Origin of the sequence: Pseudomonas sp. St29, assembly GCF_001547915.1 — a bacterium.
GTDB lineage: Bacteria > Pseudomonadota > Gammaproteobacteria > Pseudomonadales > Pseudomonadaceae > Aquipseudomonas.
Window position 1 is genome coordinate 2,248,979 of sequence record NZ_AP014628.1, and the last position, 19,597, is coordinate 2,268,575.

Consider the following 19,597-nt stretch of genomic DNA (forward strand, 5'->3'; position numbering starts at 1 on the left):
GGCCTGTTCTGAGGAGTACGCATGGCTGTCTACAACTACGACGTAGTGGTGCTGGGCTCGGGCCCCGCTGGAGAAGGTGCGGCGATGAACGCCGCGAAAGCAGGACGCAAAGTGGCGATGGTCGATAGCCGTCGCCAGGTCGGCGGCAACTGCACCCACCTGGGTACCATTCCGTCCAAGGCCCTGCGTCACTCGGTCCGGCAGATCATGCAGTTCAACACCAACCCGATGTTCCGGGCCATCGGCGAGCCGCGCTGGTTCTCCTTCCCGGACGTGCTCAAGAGCGCCGAGAAGGTCATCTCCAAGCAAGTGGCTTCGCGCACCGGCTACTACGCTCGCAACCGGGTCGACGTGTTCTTCGGCACTGGCAGCTTCGCCGACGAGCAGACCGTGGAAGTGGTCTGCGCCAACGGCGTGGTGGAAAAGCTGGTCGCCAAGCACATCATCATCGCCACCGGCTCGCGCCCCTATCGCCCGGCGGACATCGATTTCAGCCACCCGCGTATCTACGATAGCGACACCATCCTCAGCCTCGGCCATACCCCGCGCAAACTCATCGTCTACGGCGCCGGGGTCATCGGCTGCGAATACGCTTCGATCTTCAGTGGTCTGGGGGTGCTGGTGGAGCTGGTGGACAACCGTGGCCAGTTGCTGAGCTTCCTGGACTCGGAGATTTCCCAGGCCCTGAGCTACCACTTCAGCAACAACAACATCACCGTGCGTCACAACGAGGAATACGACCGGGTTGAAGGCGTCGACAACGGGGTGATCCTGCACTTGAAATCCGGCAAGAAGATCAAGGCCGACGCCTTGCTCTGGTGCAACGGCCGGACCGGCAACACCGACAAGCTGGGCATGGAGAACATCGGGGTCAAGGTCAACAGCCGCGGCCAGATCGAGGTCGACGAGAACTACCGCACCTGCGTGCCGAACATCTACGGTGCCGGTGACGTGATCGGCTGGCCAAGCCTGGCCAGTGCCGCCCATGACCAGGGTCGCTCCGCCGCCGGCAGCATCGTCGACAACGGTAGCTGGCGCTTCGTCAACGACGTGCCGACCGGGATCTACACCATTCCGGAGATCAGCTCGATCGGCAAGAACGAGCAGGAACTGACCCAGGCCAAGGTGCCCTATGAAGTGGGCAAGGCGTTCTTCAAGGGCATGGCCCGCGCGCAGATCGCCGGCGAGCCGCAAGGCATGCTGAAGATCCTGTTCCACCGGGAAACCCTGGAAGTCCTCGGCGTGCACTGCTTCGGCTACCAGGCTTCGGAGATCGTCCACATCGGCCAGGCGATCATGAGTCAGCCGGGTGAGCACAACACCCTGAAGTACTTCGTCAACACCACCTTCAACTACCCGACCATGGCCGAAGCCTATCGGGTAGCGGCATACGACGGCCTCAACCGGCTTTTTTGAGCGGCTCCGGCCGGTGGCCTGAGCCGGCCGGGGAGACCGATTTCAGTAATTCTCGAGAGTGGCGCTGGCCAAACCGGGAAAGTCTGTAATCAGGCTATCTACGCCGAAGTCGGCGAGCCTGCGCATTAGCGCGGGCTCGTTGACCGTCCACACCGACACATGCAGGCCCTGACGCTGTGCTCGCTGCAGACGCTCCGGGGTGCACAGGGTCCAGTTCAGCGCAAGAATCTCGCAGCCGTAGCTCTGGGCAACCTTCAACGGGTCGAGCCAGGCGTACTCGGCGACCAGTCCGCGAGACAGATCCGGGGTCAGCTCGACTGCGGCTTTCAGCACTTCCCGCGAGCTTGAGGTCACGGTGACCTTGTCCAGCAGACCGAAGCGCTGGGCCATTTCCCGAATCGCCAGCACAGTGGTGGCGGCGCGAGTGCGCGAGGCGCTCTTGACTTCCAGCTGCCAGTGCTCGAAGTCGCATTTCTCGAACAGCTCTTCAAGGCGTGGAATGGGGCAGGGGCTGACCCAGCCCGGGCCGCCCTTGCGCGCGTCGTAGGTCACCAGCTCGGCGGCGGAATGCTCCACCACCTTGCCGCGCCGGTCGGTGGTGCGCTTGAGGGTCGGGTCGTGAATCACCATCAACTCGCCGTCCATGGACAGGTGCAGGTCGAGCTCGCAACGGCGCACGCCGTGCTTGAGACATTCCTGAAAGCTGGTCAGGGTGTTTTCCGGTGCTTCGCCTTTAGCGCCGCGATGGCCATAGATCAGGGTCACAATTGCTCCTTCACGGATGTTGTTTCACAAGAGGTGGGGCGGGCGTGTTGCTCAACCGGCGGCGGGGTCGCTCTGCTCCCGGGCCTGGCGGCGTTGCTGGGCCTGTTTTTGCAGGATATAGCGTGCCAGCAGCTGGCGTTGGGCGTCGGTCAATGCTTCGAATTCGGTGCCGATCTCGAAGGTACCGAAACTCTGGGGCTCGCAGTGGATGACCTTGGCCCGCAGCAGCAGGCCCAGGGCCTGGGGCATCAGCAGCAGTTTCACGGCCAGGTGGCTGCCCTTGGCGTAGCTCAGGTGGTGGTTGAACTCGATGCCACCCTCGGAAAGGATCACTCGCTGTGGTTCGCCGAACTTGCCGAACACGGTCTGTGCCACCACTTGGCTGAGCAGGTCGATGCGCTTGTTCATGGCCTTGAGGTAGCTGGCCAGGGTGCGATCCCGCTCGCTGACCTGGCGCAGCAGGTGCTGGGATTCGAATTCGCTCAGGTGCAGTTCGCTGAGCAGATTGAACAGCGGGGACTCATCCTGCAACACTTCCTTGCTCGCCGCGTCGTGGGCGGACAAGGGGCTAATTTCCAGTGCGATCGCGTCCTCGATACGGTAGTATTCGCGGCGATCTTCTTCATCTAATGTCGACATGGCGAACCCATGGTAGAGGCAGTGGTCTGAGTGTAAAGCTGCTTACCAGGCCCCGCCACAAGGACGTCTTCTTTTCCTCTGCACAAGCCCCGACATGTTCAGACCTCTGTTTGCTTTTATCGGCACGCGTTATACCCGTGCAAAGCGTCGCAATCATTTTGTGTCATTCATTTCCCTGACCTCGATGATCGGACTCGCCCTTGGCGTGATCGTGATGATCGTGGTGCTGTCGGTGATGAACGGCTTCGATCATGAAATGCGCACCCGCGTGCTGGGCATGGTGCCCCACGCCACCATCGAGTCCGGCGAGCCCATCAGCGATTGGCAGAGCCTGGCCGACAAGGTCAGGCAGAACCCGAAAGTGCTGGCGGTGGCGCCATTCACTCAGATGCAGGGGCTGCTGACCAACAACGGCCAGGTGCAGAAAGTGCTGCTCAATGCCATCGACCCCGCGCAGGAACGGCAGGTGTCGATCATCGACCACTTCATGCAGCAGGGGCAGCTGGATGCGCTGGCGCCCGGCAGTTTCGGCATCGTCATCGGCGACAAGGCGGCCGCCAAGCTGGGCGTCGGCCTCGGCGACAAGCTGACCTTCGTCGCGCCGGAAGTCACGGTGACCCCGGCCGGCATGTTCCCGCGCATGAAGCGCTTCACCGTGGTGGGCATCTTCCACGTCGGCGCGGGCGAGATTGACGGCTACCTGGGCCTGACCAACCTGGAAGACCTGGGCCGCCTGCACCGCTGGAAGCCGGATCAGGTCCAGGGCCTGCGGCTGAAGTTCGACGACCTGTTCCAGGCCCCGCGCACCGCTTGGGAAATTGCCCAGCAGCTGGGGGAGAACCATTTCTACGCCCGCGACTGGACCCGTACCCACGGCAACCTGTACCAGGCCATCCGCATGGAAAAAGCCATGATCGGACTGTTGTTGCTGCTGATCGTCGCGGTGGCTGCGTTCAACATCATCTCGACCCTGGTGATGGTGGTGAACGACAAGAAGGGCGACATCGCCATCCTCCGTACCCTGGGTGCCACTCCGGGCACCATCATGGCGATCTTCATGGTCCAGGGCACGGTGATCGGCGTGGTCGGCACCCTGATCGGCGCGGTGCTGGGGATGCTCGCAGCGTTGAATGTCAGTGCCGCGATCTCCGCCCTCGAAGGCCTGATCGGCCATAAATTCCTGAATGCCGATGTGTACTTCATCGACTACCTGCCGTCGCAACTGATGGCCGAGGACGTGTTGATGGTCTGCGGCGCGGCATTGGTCCTGAGTTTCCTCGCCACCCTGTATCCAGCCTGGCGTGCGGCGCGCACCCAGCCTGCGGAGGCGCTACGTTATGAGTGAGTTGGGCATGAGTGAAAAAGCAATCCTGAGCTGCCGTGACCTGGGCAAGTCCTACGAGGAAGGCCCGGAATCGGTGGTGGTCCTGTCCGGCCTGCAACTGGAACTGCATCCGGGGGAGCGAGTGGCCATCGTCGGTACGTCCGGCTCCGGCAAGAGTACCTTGCTCAACTTGCTGGGCGGCCTGGATACGCCGTCCAAGGGCAGCGTCTGGCTGGCTGGCGAGGAGCTCTCGGCCCTGGGCGAGAAGGCTCGCGGTCAGTTGCGCAATCGCGCCCTGGGCTTCGTCTACCAGTTCCACCACCTGCTGCCGGAGTTCACCGCGCTGGAGAACGTCTGCATGCCGCTGCTGATCGGCCGGACACCGATTCCCGAAGCCCGTCAGCGTGCGACCGCGCTGCTGGAGCGGGTCGGCCTTGGCCATCGCCTGGAACACAAACCGGCCGAACTGTCCGGCGGCGAGCGCCAGCGGGTGGCCATTGCCCGGGCCCTGGTGAACAAGCCGGGGCTGGTGATGCTCGACGAGCCCACCGGCAACCTCGACTCGCACACCGCCCAGGGGATTCAGGACTTGATGCTGGAACTCAGCACGTCGATGCGTACCGCCTTCCTGGTGGTGACCCACGACATGAACCTGGCCCGGCAGATGGACCGCGTCCTGCACCTGCAAGAAGGTCACCTGGTCGCCATCTGATGCGGCCGCACGCGGCGTTGGCGGCTGGCCCGCCGACGCCGGGTCATTAATTTTTCCAGGGTGCCTTGCCCATGTTCAGACCCTTATCGATCTTTATCGGCACGCGCTACACCCGCGCCAAGCGGCGCAATCGTTTTGTCTCGTTCATTTCCATGACCTCGATGATCGGCCTCGCCCTGGGCGTGCTGGCGATGATCGTGGTGCTGTCGGTGATGAACGGCTTCCAGCGGGAGATGAGTTCGCGGATTCTCGGCATGGTGCCGCACGCCACCATCGTCGGGGTCAAGCCCATCGACGACTGGCAGCCGGTGGCCGCAGCGGCCCTGAAGAACCCGGAAGTTACCGCGGCAGTGCCCTTCACCGAGATGGAAGGCATGCTCTCCTACAAGGGCGCGATGCAACCGATCCAGATCAGCGGCATCGACCCGGCCCAGGAAGGCAAGGTCTCCATCGTCACCCAGCACATTGTCCAGGGCAGCCTGCAGGACCTGAAGCCCGGTGAGTTCGGTGTGGTCATTGGCGAGATCACCGCCCGGCGCTTTCGCTTGAATGTCGGCGACAAACTGACCCTGATCGTGCCTGAGGTGAGTAGCGCGCCAGGAGGCATTACCCCGCGCATGCAGCGTCTCAACGTTGTCGGTGTGTTCAAGGTCGGTGCCGAGCTGGATGGTTCCATGGGCCTGATCCACGTGGCCGATGCCGCCGAGATGCAGCACTGGCAGCCGAACCAGGTGCAGAGCGTGCGCCTGGCGGTCAAGGACCTGTATGCCGCGCCGCAGGTTTCGGCGGACATCGCCAAGGGCCTGGGCGCGGATTTCCGCGCCGATGACTGGACCCACACCCAGGGCAGCCTGTTCAGCGCGATGAAGATGGAAAAGACCATGATCGGCCTGCTGTTGCTGATGATCGTTGCAGTGGCGGCGTTCAACATCATCGCCACCCTGATCATGGTGGTGAACGACAAGGGCGCGGATATCGCGATCCTGCGTACCATCGGCGCCACGCCGCGGCAGGTGATGGCGATCTTCATGGTCCAGGGCACGGTAATCGGGATTGTCGGCACCCTGATCGGCGGGGTGCTGGGGGTGATTGCGGCGTTGAACGTCAGCGAACTGGTGGGTTGGCTGGAGCGGATCAGCGGTCAGCAGATCTTCAGCTCCGACGTGTATTTCGTCAGCAACCTGCCTTCCGAGTTGCAGGGCGGCGATGTCGCCTTGATCTGCGGCGCCGGCTTTGTCCTGAGCTTCCTGGCCACCGTGTATCCAGCCTGGCGCGCATCCAAGGTAGAGCCGGCCCACGCCTTGCGCTACTCCTGATATTCGCTGTCGCCGGCAAGCCGGCTCCTGCCTGATGAGTGTAGGAGCCGGCTTGCCGGCGAACAGGCCCTCAATCTCTTTTCGGCAACTCGATCACAAAGCGCGTCCAACCGAGCGCCGATTCGCAACGAATCTGCCCGCCATGGGCGCGAATGATCGATTGCGTGATCGCCAGTCCCAATCCCGCATGTTCGCTGCTGCCTTCGCGCCGCGCCGGGTCGGCCCGGTAGAAACGGTCGAACAGGCGTGGCAGGGCCTCTTGGGCAATGCCTTCGCCGCTGTTCTCGACACTCAGGCTCACGTACTGGGCGCTGTCGTCGATCCGCACCTTGATCGAGCCTCCGGCCGGGGTGAAACGCAGGGCGTTGTCCAGCAGATTGGACAGCGCGCGGCGCAGCATGCTGCGGTCGCCGGCAAAGCCGGCATGGCCTTCGCGGGTCAGTTCGACCTGGACGTCTTCGGCCAGCGGCGCATAGAACTCCAGCAGCATGTCGATCTCCTGAGCCAGCTCCAGCGCTTCGCGCCTGGGGTTCAGCAGGCCGTGGTCGGCCTTGGCCAGATAGAGCATGTCGTTGACCAATTGCGCCATCCACTGCAGTTCTTCGAGGTTGCTGTGCAGGGCTTCGCGGTAATCCTCAAGCGGCCTGGGTCGGGTCAGGGTGACCTGGGTGTGGGTCAGCAGGTTTGACAGCGGCGTGCGCAGTTCATGAGCAATGTCGGCGGAAAACGCCGAGAGGCGCTGGAACGACTCTTCGAGGCGCGCGAGCATGGCGTTGAAACTGCTGGCCAGTTCTGCCAGTTCGGCCGGCATCTGTTCCTGGGGCAAGCGTTGGGTCAGGGAGTTGGCCGATACGCCGGCGGCCACCGCGCTCATGCGCCGCAATGGCCGCAGGCCGCTGCGGGCCGCCCAGGCGCCCAGCAGGGCAGTGGCCAGGGCCGACAGGCCAACGGTGAGCCAGATCAGGTACTGCATGCGCTGCAGGAAGTGCTGATGGTGGGTGATGTCCAGCAGCAAGGTCAGTTGCGGCGAGTCGCTGCGCTCGGGCCTCAGCGCTACTTCGTAGACTCGGTAGGCGGCGTCGCCCCGGCTCAGGCTGTGCAGGCCCTTGGTGTCGGCCGGAGCGGCGGGCAGGCCGGGGGCGCTGTCGAACCAGAGTTGGCCGTCGGCGCCGTGGATCCGCAACGCCAGGTCCGGCTGCCGGCTCAGTTCGTGTTGCAGTCGGCCCTGCAGCCGGGGGAGGTCCGCGGCCTGCTGGACATCCTGCAGCACACTGCGCAGGGCGATCAGTTTGCTGTCCAGCAATTGCTGGTCCAGTTCGATGAAGTGGGCCTCGCTGGCCCGGCTGAACAGTACGCCGGCCACCAGCGACACCGCCGCGGTGCAGGCGGCGAACAGCAGCGCCAGGCGTCCGCTCAGCGACAGGCGGCGCATCAGGCCTGGCGCTCTTCGAGCACGTAGCCCATGCCGCGCACCGTGTGGATCAGCTTGTTCGGGTAGTCGTCATCGACCTTCAGGCGCAGACGGCGGATTGCCACTTCGATGACGTTGGTGTCGCTGTCGAAATTCATGTCCCAGACTTGGGAGGCGATCAGCGATTTGGGCAGCACTTCGCCCTGGCGCCGCAGGAGCATCTCCAGCAGGGCGAACTCCTTGGCGGTCAGGTCGATGCGTTGGCCACCGCGTTCCACCCGACGGCGGATCAGGTCCAGGCGCAGGTCCGCCAGTTGCAGGGCGGTTTCCTGGGCGCCGCTGCTGCCGCGCCGCAGCAGGCTGCGGACCCGGGCCAGCAGTTCGGAGAAGGCGAAGGGCTTGACCAGGTAGTCGTCGGCCCCCAGCTCCAGGCCATGCACCCGGTCTTCCACGGCATCTCGGGCGGTCAGGAACAGCACCGGGATTTCCAGGCCGGCACCGCGTACCGCCTGAAGGATCTGCCAGCCGTCGCGCCCTGGGAGCATCACGTCGAGAATCAGCAGGGCGTAGTCCCCGGTCAGCGCCAGGTGCTGGCCGGTGTCGCCATCGGCCACCAGTTCGACATTGAAGCCGGCTTCGCTCAGGCCCTGGCGCAGGTAGTGGCCGGTTTTCGGTTGGTCTTCGACGATCAGCAGTTTCATGGCGCGACTCATGGCTTATGGAACCCGGGCTTTATACCGTGCAGGGAGGCCGGGCAGGTCAAGCTGACAAAGTTGTAATCTGGCTGTCAGCTGACTGGCAGCGGTGGCTCGCCAGAGTGTGCCATATGCTCAAACCGGTTTTTGGAGTCTGATAATGAAAGCGCAAAATCTGCTGTTGCGAAGCCGCTCGATTCTCGGCGGCTGCCTGATGTTGTTGAGTGCGCCGCTCTGGGCCTCGCCGGCGGCGTCCTATGATTTTGGGCGGCCGGCAGCGGCAGCCACGGCCACCCGCACCGTCGAGGTGGTGATGGGCGATATGTCGTTCAGTCCCAAGGCTCTGGCGGTCAAGGCGGGCGAAACCGTGCGTTTTGTGTTAATCAACAAGGGCCAGTTGCTGCACGAGTTCAACCTGGGTGATGCGGCAATGCATGCCGAGCACCAGCAGGAAATGCTCAAGATGCAGCAAAGCGGGATGCTCACGCCCACCGCGATGCAGGCGATGGATCACTCTGCCATGGGGCACGGTTCGATGGCGGGCATGGAGCATGGAATGCAGCATGATGATCCCAACAGCGTGCTGGTGGAGCCGGGCAAGCAGGCCGAGTTGACCTGGACCTTTACCAAGAGCGGCAGCCTGGAGTTCGCCTGCAACATTCCCGGGCACTATCAAGCCGGGATGGTCGGCAAGCTGACGGTCACTCCCTGAGGGTCGGGGGCTCAAAGGCGGGAGCAAAGGCTGGTAGAATCCGCTGATTCTTCAGTCAGGTTTCCGCCATGCATCCCGCAGCCGAACATTCGCCGCTGGGCAAGTCCAGTGAATACGTCTCCACATACACTCCGTCCCTGCTGTTCCCGATTCCTCGGGCGGCGAAATGGGCCGAGCTGGGCTTGAGCGCCGATACCCTGCCTTATAAAGGTGTGGATTTCTGGAATTGCTTCGAGTTGTCCTGGCTGCTGCCGTCGGGCAAGCCGGTGGTGGCCATCGGTGAGTTCAGTATTCCTGCGGATTCGCCGAATATCATCGAGTCCAAGTCCTTCAAGCTCTACCTCAATTCGCTGAACCAGACGCCGTTCGTCGATCGGGCGGCGCTTGAAGCGACCTTGCGCGAGGACCTTTCCGCCGCGGCAGGCAAGCCGGTGGCTGTGCGTATCCGCAGCCTGGGTGAGGTCGAGGCGGAAGGTGTGGTGGCTCTGCCAGGGGTGTGCATCGACGACCTGGACATCAGCGTCGACAGCTATGAGCATCCGCGTCCGGAGCTGCTGCGGTGTGATGCCTCGCGAGTGGTTGAGGAAAGCGTGCACAGCCATCTGCTCAAGTCCAACTGCCCGGTGACCAGCCAGCCGGATTGGGGCAGCGTGGTGGTGGAGTACCGGGGAGCGGCCCTGGATCACGCCAGCCTGCTGGCCTATCTGGTGAGCTTCCGTCAGCACTCGGATTTCCATGAGCAGTGCGTGGAGCGGATTTTCCTGGACCTGCAACGTCTGCTCAAGCCGGAAAAGCTCACTGTCTACGCGCGATACGTGCGTCGTGGCGGGCTGGATATCAACCCGTACCGCAGCACTGAAACGGCGGATTTCGCCAATCAGCGACTGGTTCGCCAGTAAGCAGAAGCCCCGCACACCGTGCGGGGCTTTGGTTTCAAGGGGAGGGTGTTATCGGGCGCTGCTCAGATGCCGATGTTGCCCAGGGTCTGGACGATGTTGCGCAGGGTTCCGGCGATGGCCGGGTGTTCCAGCTCGAAACGCTCCACCGCCAGATTGACGCCGTCAGCGAGGCTGGCGTCATGGGTGCTGGTCTCCAGCTTGAGTTGCAGCTCGATCTGCTGCATCAGGTCATGCAGGTTGGCGCGCTCTGCTTCCGAAAGCGGTGGGTTCTGCTCCAATTGCTCGCGCAGGGTATCGAGTTGTTCTTGCAGTTCGCGGGCAGGCATGGCGTTCTCCCTTCATTGATAGGCACAGGGATGGACCGCGCGATTGAAGCAAAGATCCATGCCCACGGCTTAGAGTAATCCACTACCAGGCACTGTGCATGATCCTGATCAACAGGCTTATGTCAGGGCTTTTCACCCTTGAGTCGACGTTGTTCGATGTCCGCCAGGCAGGTCTGCAATTCCCCCAGGTGGTCAATCACCGAGTGCACGCCCAGGCCGAACAGCTGCACCGTGGCCTTGCCCCGTTTGAGCTCGCGCTCCTGTTGGCTCAGTGCCCGCCATTCGCTGGGCGTCATGCCGCACAGCGAGCCACAGGAGGCCAGGCCTATGGTCCAGAGGCCGGCGTTGAGCCCCGACTGCAGCAGCTGTGGTTCGCCGCTGACCAGCACGCAGCCCTCAAGGCGCGACACCTTGAGCGACATCAGCGCCTGCCAGCAGGCATCGGGTGCAGGCCAGTGAGCGGGGACGGCAGGGGTGGGCTTGATCCAATCCGGCAGGGCTGCGGCTAGCTCGCGGGTACTGGCAGGCGGTAGCTGCTCCAGCCATGCGCAGGGAATGCCTTGCTGTTGCAGGTGCTGCAGGGTTGCCAGGGCGCCCGGTGTGGCTTGGGCCTGTTCCGGGCCGGGCCTGTTGGAGCTGTGCAGGCGCGTACGCGCACCAAAATCCACCAGGCAGCCGCTGAGGCCGAAGAGTACGGCGGTCAAGGGCGTGGCAGTCTGGGGTGAGGCGTCGGCTTGGGGCATATCAACGTCCTTGAAATACCCGGCGAGGCTAGCGGGACAAGATGACATGCAGGTGACAGTCGGGTGAACGTGAGCGGTACTGGCGGTCCGGCGCGTTCAGCCTGATTGCAGTGATGCTGCCTAAACCGGCGTATCCGATTTATACTCCCGAGCCTAACCTCAGGGCATAGCCCCAAGAGAGAACAACCCAAGGAGTTTCCTGCTATGCGCTGGAGCCGTTATCTAGTTCCGCTATGTATGAGTGCCGGTGTGACGCTGGCTCCCCTGGTCGCCCAGGCGGCTGAAGAGGATCCGTGGGAGAGCATCAACCGTCCCATCTTCACCTTCAACGATACCCTCGACACTTATGCCCTGAAGCCATTGGCCCAGGGCTACCAGGCAGTCACGCCGCAGTTTCTTGAAGACGGCATCCACAACATGTTCCGCAACCTCGGTGACGTCGGCAACCTGGCCAACGACATCCTTCAGGCCAAGCCGCGTGCAGCCGGTGTGGATACGGCGCGCCTGTTGATGAACACCACCCTGGGAGTCGCGGGTTTTTTTGACGTTGGCACCAAGATGGGCCTGCAGCGCAACGATGAAGATTTCGGCCAGACCCTCGGTTACTGGGGCTTGGGCAGCGGCCCTTACGTGATGCTGCCGTTCCTGGGCCCAAGCACTTTGCGTGACGCGCCAGCCAAGTATGTCGACAGCTACACCGAACCCTATCGCTACATGAATGATATCCCTGCGCGTAACACCACTATTGGTGTGGACATCATCGATACCCGTGCCAGTCTGCTGTCCGCGGACAAGCTGATACGTGGCGACAAGTACACGTTCATTCGTAATGCCTACCTGCAGAATCGTGAATTCAAGGTCAAGGACGGTAAGGTCGAAGACGATTTCTGATCGAGCAGCTGTCCGGTAGCAACTAAAAAGGCGGCCATTGGGCCGCCTTTTTCATGGGGGAGACTTTTACTTCATTTTAAGGATTGTAAGCCCAAGTTTCTGACCGCCTCCCTCCAGTCCATTGACCCAGACCACTTCGGTCTCTGCTTCCAGTCCTCTCAAGGCTGCATGTTCGGAGTCGATACGCACGCTCAAGCGATCACCGACCTGGAATGAGCGGGGCGCCTGAACCTGCATGCCGCTGCTGGAAAGGTCGATACAGACCGCTTCAATCACCTGTCCCTGGTGGATTAGCGTGACCTCGGCATCCACCCGCATCCGGATGTAATCGCGCTTTTCACTGTAGTCACGCTGGTTTTGATTCATGGGTTCCATCCTGCGATTGAGTTGCGGTTTTGGCGGTTTTTATAACTCCCGGTGATTTGCGATGTAAAGACGTCAGGCGACCATCGGCATGAGCTTGAAACGCCCCGCGGATGGGAGTACCGTCTGCGCCTTAGAAGGGCACCTCTGGTAGGCGGGCGTGCAGGGCTGAAGGTCCTGGCTGCATTTCCAGAGTGGCTAGAAAGCGAATCCAGTAGCGTGCGCCAGGCCCCAGGCCAAGCCAGCTACGCCAACCTAATTCTGGCGCCGTTTGCCCACATGCAAAAAACCAGTGCCACGCTGCTGATAATCGATGACGACGAAGTAGTACGCGCAAGTCTCGCGGCCTATTTGGAAGACAGTGGCTTCAGCGTACTGCAGGCTGCCAACGGCCAGCAGGGTCTTCAGGTATTCCAGCACGACCATCCCGATCTGGTGATCTGCGATCTGCGCATGCCGCAGATGGGCGGTCTCGAACTGATCCGTCAAGTAACCGAGCAGTCTCCGCAAACCCCGGTGATTGTGGTTTCGGGCGCGGGCGTGATGAACGATGCAGTCGAAGCCCTTCGTCTGGGGGCGGCTGACTACCTGATCAAGCCGCTGGAAGATCTGGCCGTGCTCGAGCACTCTGTGCGCCGGGCCCTTGATCGAGCGCGCCTGCTCCTGGAAAACCAGCGTTATCGGGAAAAGCTCGAAGCCGCTAATCGCGAACTTGAAGCAAGCCTCAATTTGCTTCAGGAAGACCAGAATGCCGGTCGCCAAGTGCAGATGAACATGCTGCCCACCAGCCCCTGGTCGATCGACGAGTTCAATTTTGCGCACCAGATCATCCCGTCGCTGTACCTGTCGGGGGATTTCGTCGACTACTTCCGTGTCGATGAGCGTCGCGTCGCCTTCTATCTGGCGGATGTTTCCGGTCATGGCGCCTCATCAGCCTTTGTCACCGTGCTGTTGAAGTTCATGACCACGCGGCTGTTGTTCGAATCCAAGCGCAACGGCACCTTGCCGGAATTCAAGCCTTCGGAAGTGCTGGGCCATATCAACCGTGGCCTGATCAGCTGTAAGCTGGGCAAACACGTCACGATGGTCGGTGGAGTCATCGACGAGGAGACCGGTTTGTTGACCTATAGCATTGGCGGGCATTTGCCGTTGCCGGTGTTGTACACCCCGGACAGTGTGCGTTATCTGGAAGGGCGTGGTTTGCCGGTGGGCCTGTTCAACGAGGCGACCTATGAGGACCATGTTCTGGAGTTGCCGCCGGTGTTCAGCCTGACGCTGATGTCCGATGGGATTCTGGACCTTTTGTCCGAGCCTACACTCAAAGAAAAAGAAGCGGCCTTGCCCGAACGGGTGAGAGCGGCGGGCGGCAGCCTGGATGGTCTGCGGCAAGTTTTTGGATTGGCCACGCTAGGGGAGATGCCGGATGATATCGCCCTGTTAGTGTTGAGCAGGAACCTTTAATGAGTACCGGTAGAATCCAGTTCGCCGAGCAGGATGGCACCTTCGTCCTGAAGTTCATCGGTGAAGTGCGCCTGACCCTGTGTTCGGCGCTGGATGCGACTATTGAGCGGATTTTCACTGCGCTGAATTTTTCGGCGATCGTCATCGATCTCACCGAAACCCGTAGCATCGACAGCACCACCCTGGGCCTGCTGGCCAAGCTGTCGATCCTGTCACGGCAAAAAGTCGGTCTGTTGCCCACTGTCGTCACCACCCACGAAGACATTACCCGGCTGTTGCAGTCCATGGGCTTTGATCAGGTGTTCAACATCGTCGATCGTCCGATACCTTGCCCGGAATGTCTGACCGACTTGCCGTCCCAGGACCAATCCGAGGAAGTGGTGCGGATCAAGGTCCTGGAGGCGCACAAGATCCTCATGGGCCTCAATGACTCCAATCGCGAAGCGTTCCATGATCTGGTGAACGCTTTGGAGCGTCATTGATCGACTGAGGCGCTCGCGCATGAAAAAAGGGCGAACCTGTGAGGGTTCGCCCTTTTTGCATTGCTGCGAAGCTATCAGAACTTGGCTGCCAGCAGGGCTTCGAGCTTCTCCTGGTCGCGGGCGAACTGGCGAATGCCCTCGGCCAGTTTTTCGGTGGCCATGGCGTCTTCGTTGGAAGCCCAGCGGAACTGCGCTTCGTTCAGGCTCTGACGGGCCTCACCGGTCTTGCTCGGACTCAACTTGCGCTCCAGCTTGCCGGTGTCGGCGGCCAGCTTCTCGATCAGGTCCGGGCTGATGGTCAGGCGATCGCAGCCAGCCAGTTGCTCGATCTGGTTCAGGTTGCGGAAGCTGGCGCCCATGACCACGGTCTTGTAGTCATTGGCCTTGTAGTAGTTGTAGATGCGGGTAACCGACTGCACGCCAGGATCGTCGGCGCCGAGGTAATCGTTGCCGGTGGCTTTCTTGTACCAGTCGTAGATCCGTCCCACGAATGGCGAGATCAGGAACACGCCGGCTTCGGCGCAGGCAACGGCCTGGGCGAAGGAGAACAGCAAGGTCAGGTTGGTCTGGATGCCTTCGCGTTCCAGTTGCTCGGCGGCGCGGATACCTTCCCAGGTGGAGGCGATCTTGATCAGTACCCGTTCGCGACCCACACCGGCTTTCTCATAGAGTTCGATCAGGCGATGGGCACGCTTGAGCATGGCCTCGGTGTCGAACGACAGGCGGGCATCCACTTCGGTGGAAATGCGGCCGGGAATGACCTTGAGGATCTCTTGGCCTACCGCTACGCCAAAGCGATCGCTGGCCAGGCCGACATCGCCTTTGCAATCGCTGACGCAGGCGTTCAGCAGATCGGCATAGCCAGGAATGGCCGCGGCCTTGAGCAGCAGCGAGGGGTTGGTAGTGGCGTCCACCGGCTTGACCCGGGCAATGGCCTCGAAGTCGCCGGTATCGGCCACCACGGTGGTGATTTTCTTCAGTTGTTCCAGCTTGGAAGTCATGAGCGTGCTCTGTCCTATGGGTCTGGTGACATTACCCGAGCGCTGGCAGGCGCTCAAGGGCGCGAAAGGCTTGTGGTGCCGCCGGGGGCGGCGACCTGAAAACAGCTGTCTGAATGCGGGACAGATTTCAGGTTATTCAGATATCAAAAGCCGCATCAGGTTCAATCCGGTTGACGGTTAACGTCCCTCAAGCAGTTGCCCGGCCTGATCCAGCAGGCCCAATGGGTCCTGGGTCTTGTGGATATCCACCGACAACAACTGGCGGAACTTGCGTGCTCCGGGGAAGCCGGTCCCCAGTCCCAGTACATGGCGAGTGATGTGATGCATGGCGCCGCCGCTTGCCAGATGTTCGGCGATATAGGGCCGCAATTGCGCCAGCGCCTCGGCACGGGAAATCACCGGCGCGCCGCTGCCGAACAACTGTTGGTCCACCTGGGCCAGCAGGTAGGGATTGTGATAGGCCTCACGCCCCAACATCACCCCGTCAAAGGTCTGTAGATGCTCATGGCAGGCCTCCAGGGTCTTGATGCCGCCGTTGAGTATCACCTCCAACTGCGGGAAGTCCGCCTTCAATTGCGCAGCCACATCGTAGCGCAGCGGCGGAATATCCCGGTTTTCCTTGGGCGACAGCCCCTCAAGGATCGCAATGCGCGCATGCACGGTAAAACTGTTGCAACCGGCCTCATGGACCTGGCCGACGAAATCACACAGCTCGGCATAACTGTCACGGCCGTTGATGCCGATCCGATGTTTGACGGTCACTGGAATCGACACCGCATCGCGCATGGCCTTTACGCAATCGGCCACCAGAGCCGGGTGCCCCATCAGGCAGGCGCCGATCATATTGTTCTGCACCCGATCGCTAGGGCAGCCGACATTCAGGTTGACCTCGTCATAGCCATGTTCCTGGGCCATTCGTGCACAGGCCGCCAGATCCCCCGGAGTACTGCCCCCCAATTGCAGCGCCAACGGATGCTCGCTCTGGTGGTAGCGCAGAAAACGCTCATGATCACCATTGAGCAGCGCACCGGTGGTGACCATTTCGGTATAGAGCAGGGTGTGCTTGGACAGCAGGCGCAAGAAGTAGCGGCAGTGGCGGTCCGTCCAATCCATCATCGGTGCAACGCTAAACCGCCGGGACAGCGTAGGGCTTGAGTTTACTGGGGCTGTAGCTGAATTCTGGACCATTTTGCTCTACGTGTTTAAGGCGTGTTCTAGGGGATAAGTGGGCGCTTTCTGAAGGGCGTTGGTTCAAGCGGCAATGGCTTTTCGCTTGTATTACAAGGCGATTGTCATGATCAGGGGCGCCAACGCACCGATGGCCGCGTCGGCCATTCGGCACAGTCAAGTGTGGTTTGCTATGGGCGCGAGTTTACCAAGAGACTCAAACCTTCGCCCGAAAACCGGCCGTTGAGGTTGTTTGTGTCGGGGACGTGCGATTGAGGTTGCTTGCCATCTCATTCCGGAGCGCCATGTCACCAGGCCATGGCTGGACTGTGGGCATTTGCGTATGCCTTGAGTCTCTGCTTTTTCTTCATGCGGGCCTTTACGGCACGGAAGGCTTGGTCGTACTAACTGTTTAGCCGCGCGTCCAGTGGTAATGCCATTGAAAAGCAGTCGTGTATTTGTCGCCTAGCTTACGACTACGCTCTTCTGCGGACATTCGGCGTGGGGGGCTATCAGGCTTCGCGGTGCTCCCCCATGGCGGCTGGCCGGGTTTTGTCCGAGTAATATCGCCGCCGCTGTCCGATGCCCGGTTTCGCGCGTTCAGGGGGCTCAGGGCGGATCGGGCGCTGATGGCGGTCCTGTGTCGGGGAAATATCGAATGTTGTTGCAGTCGACGTTGCGCGCTTCATGCATCGCCCTTTGCGGCCGATAACCCCTGCGTGGGGCAGGCTACATGCACTTGCGTCGGAGCCTTGCCTGTGTTCAAACGTCACGCAAATGATGCTTCGCAGGGTGCTGGCCGTTGCGCCAGTCTCGAAAACAATCAGGGATGTGCCTTGTTGCAAAGGCCTTTCCCGTCAGGAAGACACTATTGCCTGTCCCCATCTACGATCCTCAGCATGCCCCCGGTGGCAACCTCAAGCGTCTGCCGCTGCTCAAGGCCGCGGTCGCCTTCATTGCCACGGTATTCCTGTGCCTGTGCGGTTTGCTGTTCCTGCAGTTGGAGCAGTCCTGGCGTCATGACCTGGCTCAGGCCGAGGTCAACTCCACCAACCTGACCCGGGCCATTGCCCAGCAGGCCGAGGACACCTTCATGGAGGCCGACCTGGTGTTGATGAGCCTGTCCGAGTGGATCCAGGCCCTGGGGGACGGGCCCCGGCAGCGCCCGCGCCTGCAGCAGATCTTTGCCCGGCGGGTACAGGCCCTGACCCAGTTGAGCGGGGTCTTTCTCTACGACAAGCAAGGCCAGTGGGTGGTCAGTTCGTTCAACGATTCGCCCCACGGCAAGGATGTTGCCGATCGCGACTACTTCCGCTTTCACCAGCAGAACGTCTCGCTGCAGGCCCATATCAGCCCGGCGATTCGCAGTCGCGCCAACGGTGAGTGGATCATCCCCATCTCGCGCCGGATCAATGACCGGGACGGCAATTTCCAGGGCGTGCTGATGGCCGGTATCAAGCTGGCGTACTTCGATCAGTTCTTCAAAAGCTTCAATATCGATGAGCAGGGCGCGATGTTCCTGGCCCTGTCCGATGGCACCCTGATTGCGCGGCGGCCATTCGAGGAGCGGCAGATCGGCGCGTCCCTGTCCCGCGGCGAGATCTTCAGCAAGTACCTGCCCGAGGCCACTTCCGGCAATGCCATGATCACCTCGATCGTCGATGGGGTGACACGCCTGTACGGCTATCGCCAGTTGCAGGCCTACCCGCTGGTGGTGGCTGCGGCAAACTCCAAGGATTCGATTCTCAGGGGCTGGTACGCCTCGGCCTATCAATCCTCGGCCATCGTCGCTCTGGTGCTGTTGGGGGTGGGGCTGTTCGGTTGGGTGTTCGTCAGTCAGGTGCGCAACAACGAGCGGATCGAGACGGACCTGCGCAATGCCCAGGAGGCGCTGGAGGTGATCGCCACCCATGACAGCCTCACCGGCCTGGCCAATCGACGTTTGTTCGAGCGCTCCCTGATGATCGAGTTCGGCCGGGGTGCCCGGCAACACAGCCCGTTGAGCCTGATCATGGTCGATATCGATTATTTCAAGCGCTACAACGATACCTATGGCCATGTGGCGGGCGATCACTGCCTGATGGAAGTGGCCCAGGCCCTGAAGGGCTGCTGCCAGCGCAAGGCCGATCTGGCTGTGCGCTACGGCGGTGAAGAGTTTGCGGTGTTGCTGCCCGATACCGATATCCATGGCGCGCTGGCCATGGCCGAGCAGATTCGCTGCAGTGTCATGCAGCGCGACATTGCCCATTCCGGGTCCCCGGTGGGGTGCGTGACGGTCAGCCTGGGCTGTTATTCCTTCGTGCCCACCGGGCGCGACAGTATCGAGATGTTTATCGAGCGCGCGGACGAGGCGCTCTACCAGGCCAAGGCCATGGGCCGCAACCGTGTCATGGCCTTGCCAGCGGAGCGCGCCGGGGAGCTCTTGCAGCGCTCCGATCGTTGAGGGGGCTAGAAACGCTTGCAGAACACCTGATTGGCGTAGGCGTTGCCCGCAAACTCGTAGGCGGTGTGGCCGACGCAGGCATATCCCTGGGCCTGATAAAAGGCCTGTGCCCGGTGGTTCTCTGACCACACGGCGAGCCACAGGCAGGGGGTATCGCTGTTTTTCACCAGGCTTTCCACCTGTTGCAGAAGCGCCTGGCCAACGCCTTGCCGGTGAGCGTGACGTTGCACGTAGAGGCGCACCAGTTCCACGGCATCGGATAACTCGGGGAGCGGCGCTCGGGCCTGGCGGTTGAATTCGGCGAACCCCAGAAGGTGCCCGTTGCGCTCAGCCAGCAAGAGGGTCCTGGCGGGATCTTCGAGGCGCTGGCGGAACTGCTCCGGGGCGTAGACGCTCAGGGCCTCCTCGGCCAGGTCGCTGCGCATGCCATCGGTGGCGTAGGTGTCGAGAAAGACCTGGGTGGCCAGGCCGCTGATGCACAGCGCATCCCCGCGCTCAGCGTGGCGTAGAGTGAAATCGACCGGCATGGCTACATCCTTGTAAACGGGGCTGGATTGAGGGTTCAGGATCGGTTGAGGCGTTGTTGCAGGTGCTGGCGGAGTGTCGTCACTGGGGCCATGTGTGCAAAGGCATGGTGGTGTTGAAGAAGCTGCGCAGCCTCACCAAGGGGGCCTATTACAGGGGCGTTCCAGGCGCCTGGCAAGGGCCAATCCACGGCCAATGCAATAAAAAATATCGAGCGAATTCATTGTCTGGATTCCCCGCTTCTGGCTTATACATAACCCCGACCTGCCAGGGTTGGTTGTGGCCCTGGGCGACCCTCATTTCAAG

20 protein-coding genes are annotated in these 19,597 nt (G+C 61.6%); 10 read left to right on the forward strand and 10 right to left on the reverse strand.

Translation table 11 applies throughout. The annotated features are described in order from the left end of the window. Window positions 1-21: 21 nt before the first annotated feature. Window positions 22-1,416: a Si-specific NAD(P)(+) transhydrogenase gene (gene sthA, locus PST29_RS10235; protein ID WP_016967736.1), complete on the forward strand. Its 1,395-nt coding sequence runs from the start codon at window positions 22-24 to the stop codon at window positions 1,414-1,416. A 42-nt stretch (window positions 1,417-1,458) separates the two neighbouring features. Here the strand turns inward: sthA and PST29_RS10240 are convergent, their stop codons facing one another. Together PST29_RS10240 and PST29_RS10245 are read right to left on the reverse strand one after the other, a co-directional pair. Further along, window positions 1,459-2,181 carry a glycerophosphodiester phosphodiesterase gene (locus PST29_RS10240; RefSeq protein WP_016967735.1) on the reverse strand — a complete coding sequence of 241 codons (723 nt, stop codon included), beginning with the start codon at window positions 2,179-2,181 and terminating at the stop codon, window positions 1,459-1,461. 51 nt (window positions 2,182-2,232) lie between these two features. Then, on the reverse strand, window positions 2,233-2,820 hold the full coding sequence (locus PST29_RS10245) for a PilZ domain-containing protein (RefSeq protein ID WP_060838364.1): 588 nt from the start codon (window positions 2,818-2,820) through the stop codon (window positions 2,233-2,235). Window positions 2,821-2,914: 94 nt separating this feature from the next. Here PST29_RS10245 and PST29_RS10250 point away from each other — a divergent pair, with 94 nt between their 5' ends. The 3 genes from PST29_RS10250 (at window position 2,915) to PST29_RS10260 (ending at window position 6,172) form a co-directional block, all read left to right on the forward strand. Continuing rightward, a complete protein-coding gene (locus PST29_RS10250) occupies window positions 2,915-4,165 on the forward strand; it encodes a lipoprotein-releasing ABC transporter permease subunit (protein WP_060838365.1) in 1,251 nt (416 codons plus the stop codon). Between the two features lie 7 nt (window positions 4,166-4,172). After that, entirely contained in the window at window positions 4,173-4,856 is a 684-nt protein-coding gene (lolD, locus tag PST29_RS10255; RefSeq protein ID WP_015634822.1) for a lipoprotein-releasing ABC transporter ATP-binding protein LolD, read from the forward strand. Window positions 4,857-4,927: 71 nt separating this feature from the next. Further along, entirely contained in the window at window positions 4,928-6,172 is a 1,245-nt protein-coding gene (locus PST29_RS10260) for a lipoprotein-releasing ABC transporter permease subunit (RefSeq protein WP_060838366.1), read from the forward strand. A gap of 70 nt (window positions 6,173-6,242) precedes the next feature. On the opposite strand, the gene PST29_RS10265 is transcribed toward PST29_RS10260, so the two are convergent. Continuing rightward, window positions 6,243-7,604 (reverse strand): heavy metal sensor histidine kinase, encoded by a 1,362-nt coding sequence (locus PST29_RS10265; protein WP_060842983.1) that lies wholly within the window; start codon window positions 7,602-7,604, stop codon window positions 6,243-6,245. Continuing rightward, window positions 7,604-8,284, reverse strand: a complete 681-nt coding sequence (locus PST29_RS10270) for a heavy metal response regulator transcription factor (protein WP_060838368.1) — start codon at window positions 8,282-8,284, stop codon at window positions 7,604-7,606. Before PST29_RS10270 ends, PST29_RS10265 begins: the two co-directional genes overlap by 1 nt. Before the next feature lie 154 nt (window positions 8,285-8,438). On the opposite strand from PST29_RS10270, the gene copI reads away from it, so the two are divergent. Together copI and queF are read left to right on the forward strand one after the other, a co-directional pair. Beyond that, window positions 8,439-8,990, forward strand: coding sequence for a copper-resistant cuproprotein CopI (copI, locus tag PST29_RS10275; protein WP_060842984.1), 552 nt, complete (start codon window positions 8,439-8,441; stop codon window positions 8,988-8,990). A gap of 68 nt (window positions 8,991-9,058) precedes the next feature. Further along, window positions 9,059-9,889: an NADPH-dependent 7-cyano-7-deazaguanine reductase QueF gene (queF, locus tag PST29_RS10280; RefSeq protein WP_060838370.1), complete on the forward strand. Its 831-nt coding sequence runs from the start codon at window positions 9,059-9,061 to the stop codon at window positions 9,887-9,889. 62 nt (window positions 9,890-9,951) lie between these two features. Here queF and PST29_RS10285 read toward each other — a convergent pair whose 3' ends face one another. Further along, window positions 9,952-10,215 carry a DUF4404 family protein gene (locus PST29_RS10285; protein ID WP_016968042.1) on the reverse strand — a complete coding sequence of 88 codons (264 nt, stop codon included), beginning with the start codon at window positions 10,213-10,215 and terminating at the stop codon, window positions 9,952-9,954. Between the two features lie 122 nt (window positions 10,216-10,337). Beyond that, the gene (locus PST29_RS10290; RefSeq protein ID WP_060842985.1) at window positions 10,338-10,958 is read right to left on the reverse strand and encodes a phosphatase; all 621 of its coding nucleotides are present in this window, start codon (window positions 10,956-10,958) and stop codon (window positions 10,338-10,340) included. Between the two features lie 204 nt (window positions 10,959-11,162). Between PST29_RS10290 and PST29_RS10295 the strand changes: the two genes are divergently transcribed. Continuing rightward, window positions 11,163-11,849, forward strand: a complete 687-nt coding sequence (locus PST29_RS10295; protein ID WP_060838372.1) for an MlaA family lipoprotein — start codon at window positions 11,163-11,165, stop codon at window positions 11,847-11,849. Window positions 11,850-11,915: 66 nt separating this feature from the next. On the opposite strand, the gene PST29_RS10300 is transcribed toward PST29_RS10295, so the two are convergent. Then, a complete protein-coding gene (locus PST29_RS10300) occupies window positions 11,916-12,215 on the reverse strand; it encodes a PilZ domain-containing protein (protein ID WP_060838373.1) in 300 nt (99 codons plus the stop codon). 276 nt (window positions 12,216-12,491) lie between these two features. Here PST29_RS10300 and rssB point away from each other — a divergent pair, with 276 nt between their 5' ends. Together rssB and rssC are read left to right on the forward strand one after the other, a co-directional pair. Continuing rightward, entirely contained in the window at window positions 12,492-13,673 is a 1,182-nt protein-coding gene (rssB, locus tag PST29_RS10305) for a two-component system response regulator RssB (RefSeq protein WP_060841906.1), read from the forward strand. Next, the gene (gene rssC, locus PST29_RS10310; protein WP_016968051.1) at window positions 13,673-14,155 is read left to right on the forward strand and encodes an anti-sigma factor antagonist RssC; all 483 of its coding nucleotides are present in this window, start codon (window positions 13,673-13,675) and stop codon (window positions 14,153-14,155) included. The genes rssB and rssC overlap by 1 nt, the downstream gene beginning before the upstream one ends. 74 nt (window positions 14,156-14,229) lie before the next feature. Here rssC and tal read toward each other — a convergent pair whose 3' ends face one another. Together tal and dusA are read right to left on the reverse strand one after the other, a co-directional pair. Then, a complete protein-coding gene (gene tal / locus PST29_RS10315; RefSeq protein WP_060842986.1) occupies window positions 14,230-15,156 on the reverse strand; it encodes a transaldolase in 927 nt (308 codons plus the stop codon). Window positions 15,157-15,333: 177 nt separating this feature from the next. After that, entirely contained in the window at window positions 15,334-16,344 is a 1,011-nt protein-coding gene (dusA, locus tag PST29_RS10320) for a tRNA dihydrouridine(20/20a) synthase DusA (protein WP_060838375.1), read from the reverse strand. Window positions 16,345-17,194: 850 nt separating this feature from the next. Between dusA and PST29_RS10325 the strand changes: the two genes are divergently transcribed. Continuing rightward, a complete protein-coding gene (locus tag PST29_RS10325) occupies window positions 17,195-18,766 on the forward strand; it encodes a sensor domain-containing diguanylate cyclase (RefSeq protein WP_060842987.1) in 1,572 nt (523 codons plus the stop codon). Between the two features lie 5 nt (window positions 18,767-18,771). Here the strand turns inward: PST29_RS10325 and PST29_RS10330 are convergent, their stop codons facing one another. Then, entirely contained in the window at window positions 18,772-19,293 is a 522-nt protein-coding gene (locus PST29_RS10330; protein WP_060842988.1) for a GNAT family N-acetyltransferase, read from the reverse strand. Window positions 19,294-19,597: the final 304 nt, after the last annotated feature.

Excerpts from the sequence above, each read along its gene's own strand:
- queF (WP_060838370.1), top strand. The coding sequence starts at position 9,059 with ATGCATCCCGCAGCCGAACATTCGCCGCTGGGCAAGTCCAGTGAATAC.
- rssB (WP_060841906.1), top strand. The coding sequence starts at position 12,492 with ATGCAAAAAACCAGTGCCACGCTGCTGATAATCGATGACGACGAAGTA.
- tal (WP_060842986.1), bottom strand. The coding sequence starts at position 15,156 with ATGACTTCCAAGCTGGAACAACTGAAGAAAATCACCACCGTGGTGGCC.
- PST29_RS10295 (WP_060838372.1), top strand. The coding sequence starts at position 11,163 with ATGCGCTGGAGCCGTTATCTAGTTCCGCTATGTATGAGTGCCGGTGTG.
- PST29_RS10270 (WP_060838368.1), bottom strand. The coding sequence starts at position 8,284 with ATGAAACTGCTGATCGTCGAAGACCAACCGAAAACCGGCCACTACCTG.
- rssC (WP_016968051.1), top strand. The coding sequence starts at position 13,673 with ATGAGTACCGGTAGAATCCAGTTCGCCGAGCAGGATGGCACCTTCGTC.
- PST29_RS10285 (WP_016968042.1), bottom strand. The coding sequence starts at position 10,215 with ATGCCTGCCCGCGAACTGCAAGAACAACTCGATACCCTGCGCGAGCAA.
- sthA (WP_016967736.1), top strand. The coding sequence starts at position 22 with ATGGCTGTCTACAACTACGACGTAGTGGTGCTGGGCTCGGGCCCCGCT.
- PST29_RS10260 (WP_060838366.1), top strand. The coding sequence starts at position 4,928 with ATGTTCAGACCCTTATCGATCTTTATCGGCACGCGCTACACCCGCGCC.
- copI (WP_060842984.1), top strand. The coding sequence starts at position 8,439 with ATGAAAGCGCAAAATCTGCTGTTGCGAAGCCGCTCGATTCTCGGCGGC.
- PST29_RS10245 (WP_060838364.1), bottom strand. The coding sequence starts at position 2,820 with ATGTCGACATTAGATGAAGAAGATCGCCGCGAATACTACCGTATCGAG.
- lolD (WP_015634822.1), top strand. The coding sequence starts at position 4,173 with ATGAGTGAAAAAGCAATCCTGAGCTGCCGTGACCTGGGCAAGTCCTAC.
- dusA (WP_060838375.1), bottom strand. The coding sequence starts at position 16,344 with ATGGTCCAGAATTCAGCTACAGCCCCAGTAAACTCAAGCCCTACGCTG.
- PST29_RS10250 (WP_060838365.1), top strand. The coding sequence starts at position 2,915 with ATGTTCAGACCTCTGTTTGCTTTTATCGGCACGCGTTATACCCGTGCA.
- PST29_RS10265 (WP_060842983.1), bottom strand. The coding sequence starts at position 7,604 with ATGCGCCGCCTGTCGCTGAGCGGACGCCTGGCGCTGCTGTTCGCCGCC.
- PST29_RS10300 (WP_060838373.1), bottom strand. The coding sequence starts at position 12,215 with ATGAATCAAAACCAGCGTGACTACAGTGAAAAGCGCGATTACATCCGG.
- PST29_RS10290 (WP_060842985.1), bottom strand. The coding sequence starts at position 10,958 with ATGCCCCAAGCCGACGCCTCACCCCAGACTGCCACGCCCTTGACCGCC.
- PST29_RS10330 (WP_060842988.1), bottom strand. The coding sequence starts at position 19,293 with ATGCCGGTCGATTTCACTCTACGCCACGCTGAGCGCGGGGATGCGCTG.